This window comes from Nonomuraea turkmeniaca, from assembly GCF_005889735.1.
Classification (GTDB): domain Bacteria; phylum Actinomycetota; class Actinomycetes; order Streptosporangiales; family Streptosporangiaceae; genus Nonomuraea; species Nonomuraea turkmeniaca.
The window spans coordinates 1-3,852 of sequence record NZ_VCKY01000434.1 but is presented as its reverse complement, the minus strand read 5'-3'; the positions used below and the strand labels follow the sequence as shown (position 1 = coordinate 3,852).

5 protein-coding genes are annotated in these 3,852 nt (G+C 73.1%); 1 reads left to right on the top strand and 4 read right to left on the bottom strand.

Features of this window, described 5'->3' with window-relative positions:
* Nucleotides 1–268, bottom strand: a 268-nt coding sequence (locus ETD86_RS60475; protein ID WP_246149510.1) for a TFIIB-type zinc ribbon-containing protein, incomplete at its 3' end; no start/stop codon positions are given.
* Between the two features lie 86 nt (nucleotides 269–354).
* The gene (locus ETD86_RS53060) at nucleotides 355–1,209 is read right to left on the bottom strand and encodes a phosphotransferase (RefSeq protein ID WP_138674187.1); all 855 of its coding nucleotides are present in this window, start codon (nucleotides 1,207–1,209) and stop codon (nucleotides 355–357) included.
* An 18-nt stretch (nucleotides 1,210–1,227) separates the two neighbouring features.
* On the opposite strand from ETD86_RS53060, the gene ETD86_RS53055 reads away from it, so the two are divergent.
* Complete coding sequence (locus ETD86_RS53055; RefSeq protein ID WP_138674186.1) at nucleotides 1,228–2,112, top strand: TIGR03619 family F420-dependent LLM class oxidoreductase; 885 nt, start codon at nucleotides 1,228–1,230, stop codon at nucleotides 2,110–2,112.
* Between the two features lie 137 nt (nucleotides 2,113–2,249).
* Here ETD86_RS53055 and ETD86_RS53050 read toward each other — a convergent pair whose 3' ends face one another.
* Together ETD86_RS53050 and ETD86_RS53045 are read right to left on the bottom strand one after the other, a co-directional pair.
* The gene (locus ETD86_RS53050; protein WP_138674185.1) at nucleotides 2,250–2,630 is read right to left on the bottom strand and encodes a VOC family protein; all 381 of its coding nucleotides are present in this window, start codon (nucleotides 2,628–2,630) and stop codon (nucleotides 2,250–2,252) included.
* A 9-nt stretch (nucleotides 2,631–2,639) separates the two neighbouring features.
* Complete coding sequence (locus tag ETD86_RS53045; RefSeq protein WP_246149509.1) at nucleotides 2,640–3,833, bottom strand: serine hydrolase domain-containing protein; 1,194 nt, start codon at nucleotides 3,831–3,833, stop codon at nucleotides 2,640–2,642.
* Nucleotides 3,834–3,852 lie beyond the last annotated feature (19 nt).

Sequence of the window (3,852 nt, the reverse complement as noted above, 5' to 3'; positions counted from 1 at the left end):
CGCCCATGCCGTGGCGCGGCATGGGCGTGGGCCGGCGCGCCGCGCTGAACTCGCCCGCCGCGTCGGCGATGCCGATGCCCTTGTCGATGGCGTCGTCGAGTCTGTCCTCGATGTGCACACGGTCCTCGCCGAAGAGCGGCACGGCCCGAGCCGCGTGGTACTGCGTCTCCATCCTGGTCAGCGTCTCCAGCTCGCCATAATCGAGAAAAATCCCGCGGCAGTTGTCGCACTGCTCGATGTGGACGCCGTTGCGCTCATAGGTCCGCATATTCCCGCGGCACTTAGGGCACTGCATCTAAGTCGCTCTCCTTGGCTTCGGGGCTTCCAGGATGAAACCTACCGCGCGCAACCCCGTCACGCTCGGACGATTCTGTTGCATGACTCCACTAACGAATGTTCGACCTCGTCCAGTTCCCGCCCGTCGCGCTCGGCGTTGAGCACGGCCACGGCGGCAAGCTGGACGGTGAGCGCCCTGGCCGGCCCGTCGAGCCGCTGCCACGGGTCGTCCCCCCGTCCGAGCGCCGGCCCTCCGGACGCCAGGTACGCGCCGAGGAACCGCTCCCAGACGGCCGGGTCCAGCAGCCCCGCGGCGTACCAGGCGGCCGGCCTGGCCAGGTCCCACGCCGGGTCGCCGACGCCCAGGTCGTCCACGTCGATGAGCAGCCAGCGGTCGCGGCACACGAGCTGACCCAGGTGCCAGTCGCCGTGCGTCAGCAGCCCCGGCGCCGGCGCCGACTCAGGCAGCTCCTCGAACGCCCGCCTGACGAGCTGCTCGACGGGCCCGTCACCGGTCATGCGCCCCACCGCGCGGGCGGCCCGCGCCGGCCCTCCGGCGGCGGGCAGCGGCGGCAGCAGCGTGAGGGGGATGGCATGCAGGGCGGCCAGCAGCCTGGCCCCTTCCTCCCAGGGCGCCGCGTCGGGGTCGTCCTGCGCGACGGGGCTGCCCGCGGGCCAGACCGTCACCGCGCGCCCGCCGGCCGTCAGCACCTCGGGGTGGAGCGGGGCCAGCATGATGCCGCTGACCGCGGCCGAGGCGGCGGCCCGCAGCCGGATCCGCAGCCCGTCGGCGTCGTCGCGGGCGGAGTGGGCCTTGACCACGACCTCGCCCCTGCGTAACACGACGACGTCCGTACGCGTCGGATGTAACACGGGTGGTCCCGCGCCGCCGTACCTGGCGGCTATGCCCGCCAGCTCCTCCTCCAGACCCACTCGTACAGACTAGGGTGCATGAGAATCGGTTTCGCCGTACCCCAGTCAGGGCCCTGGGCCACGCCCGAGAACATGCGCCGCATCGCCACGCGGGCCGACGAGCTCGGCTACCACGAGCTGTGGACGTTCCAGCGCCTGCTGTACCCGGTCGGGCACCCCATGGGGCCGACCTACCGCAGCGTGCACGACCCGCTCGTCACGCTGGCCCACCTGTCGGGCGCGACCGCTCGCATCGGGCTCGCCGTCGCGGTGATCAACGCGTACGTGCAGCCGGTGCTGCTCGCCAAGCAGCTGGCCACGCTGCAGACGCTGTCCGGGGGCCGGCTCACGGCTGGGATCGGTCTCGGCTGGCTGCCGGAGGAGTTCGAGGCGTCGGGTGTGGGCTTCGAGCGGCGGGGGCGCAGGGGCGAGGAGTTCGTCGAGGTGCTGCGCCAGGCGTGGACGGACGACGTGGTGGAGCACCAGGGCGAGTTCTACCGGGTGCCGCCGGCCCACATCGACCCCAAGCCGGTGCCGGGGCCGCCGCCGATCCTGCTCGGCGGGACCGCCGAGGTCGCGCTGCGGCGCGCCGCGCGGCTGGCAGACGGGTGGGTGAGCTCCAGCAGGGAGGATCTGTCGGCCATCGCCGGGCGGGTCGAGCTGATCACGTCGGTGCTGGCGGAGTCGGGGCGGGACGCGGGGGCGTTCAGGTTCGTGTGCCGCGGCGTCACGCAGGTCAGGGATGGCGGGGAGCGGCCGCTGACGGGTTCGTACGACAAGATCAGGCGGGATGTGGAGGCGCTGGCCGCCAGCGGCGTGACGGACGTCTTCCACGACCTCAACTTCGACCACAAGATCGTCACCGCCGACCCGAAGGAGGCCATGCGCCGGGCCGAGGAGGCCCTGGAGGCGCTGGCGCCCTAGGCCCGTTCCGCGGCACGCACGACTACAGGCACTCACCGCCGCATTTCGGCGCAGTCCCTGGGCCGGGCGCGCGTGGGGGAGCGGTACTGCAGTGCCCTCTCTTGGACAAGAAAGGAGGGACGCGGCGGAGAACGTGCCTAGCCGCCGCCGTACGGGACCGTGATGATCTCCAGGTTGTGGCCGTTCGGGTCCGACCAGTAGAGGCCGCGGCCGCCGTCGTTGGTGTTGATCCGCCCCGGCTGCCGGTGGTACGGGTCGGCCCAGAACGTGAGGCCGCGCTCCTTGATCCGCCCCCAGATCTGGTCGAACTCCTCGTCGCTCACCAGGAACGCGTAGTGCTGCTCGGGCACGGGTCCGTCGGACTGGATCACGTCGAGCGAGACGTCGTTGCCGAGCGTGACCACGCGGAACGGCCCGTAGATCGGCGCAGGGTCGAGGCCGAGCACGTCGACGAGGAAGGCGGCGGTCTCGTCTCTGTCCCTGGCCGGCACGATGGTGTGGTTCAGATGGACAGCCATACTCGAAGGCTATGCCAATCGCAGCGCCTCGGCGGCGACGGCGTGGCGCAGGTCGCGGATGCCGTCGCGGCCCCGCACCGGGTGGACGGCGTTGGTCAGCAGCACCACCGTGAGCCGGCGCGCCGGATCGATGACGAACGAGGTGCCGGTGAAGCCGGAATGGCCGTACGCGCCGCCGCCCAGGGGGCCAGCGGTGGCGGGGTCGCCGATCCGCACGCCCAGCCCGTGGCGGAAGGCGGCACCCTCGGCGCCCTGGTCGCGCACCATCTCGGCCACGCTCTCCGGCCGCAGCACGGGCCCGCCGCTCAGTCGCAGCGTCTCGCCGAAGGCCAGCAGGTCGTCCGCCGTGGCGAACACCCCGGCGTGCCCGGCCACGCCGCCCAGCGCATACGCGGTCTCGTCGTGCACCTCGCCGCGCACGCAACCGGGTCCCGGGCGCTCGCGCTTCCATTCGGTGGCGGCCACGCGGGGGAGGGCGTGCGGCCGGTAGCCCGTGTCGGCCAGGCCGAGCACATCGGCGACGCGGGAGCGTACGAGCACGTCGAGCGGTGCGCCGCCGGCCAGCTCGGCCAGCCGGCCGGCCAGGATCATGCCGACGTCGCTGTAGAGGTAGGGGCCGCCGACCGGATGGGTGATCGGCGTGTTCACCATCGCGGCCAGGCGCTCGGCCGGGTCGGCGCCGGGCAGTTCCCGGTCGATGCGGCGGGTCGGGGTCAGGCCTGCCGTGTGGGTGAGCAGCCGGCGCAGGGTGATGCGCCGGTCCAGGCCGGGGATCCAGGCGGCGGCCGGCTCGTCCAGGGCGATGCGGCCATCCTCGGCGAGGGAGAGCAGCACGGCCGTGGTGAACAGCTTGCTGACCGAGGCCAGGTCGAAGATCGAGTCGCGGCGTGCGCGCGGGCGGTCGGCGGCGAGGGTTCCCTCGGCGTCGGCGTAGCGTACGAGCTCGCCGGTCGCGGCGGCGGCGGCCACGGCGCCGTCCACGGCGATCAGCGCGACCGCGGCCGAGCAGACCCGCGGCACCGCATCCGCCAGAATCGCCCCGAGCCGGTCCGGCGCTCCCGTGTGCTCGCCTCGCTGCTCCGGGCGGCCCGGCTCGTTCGGTGCTTCAGTGTGCTCGCCCCGCCCCACTACGCGGCCCAGCCGCTCCGACGTCCCGGCACGCGCTTCGTCCCGCTGCGTAAGTCGGTCCAGTCGATCGGACATCCCCGTACCCCCATGACCC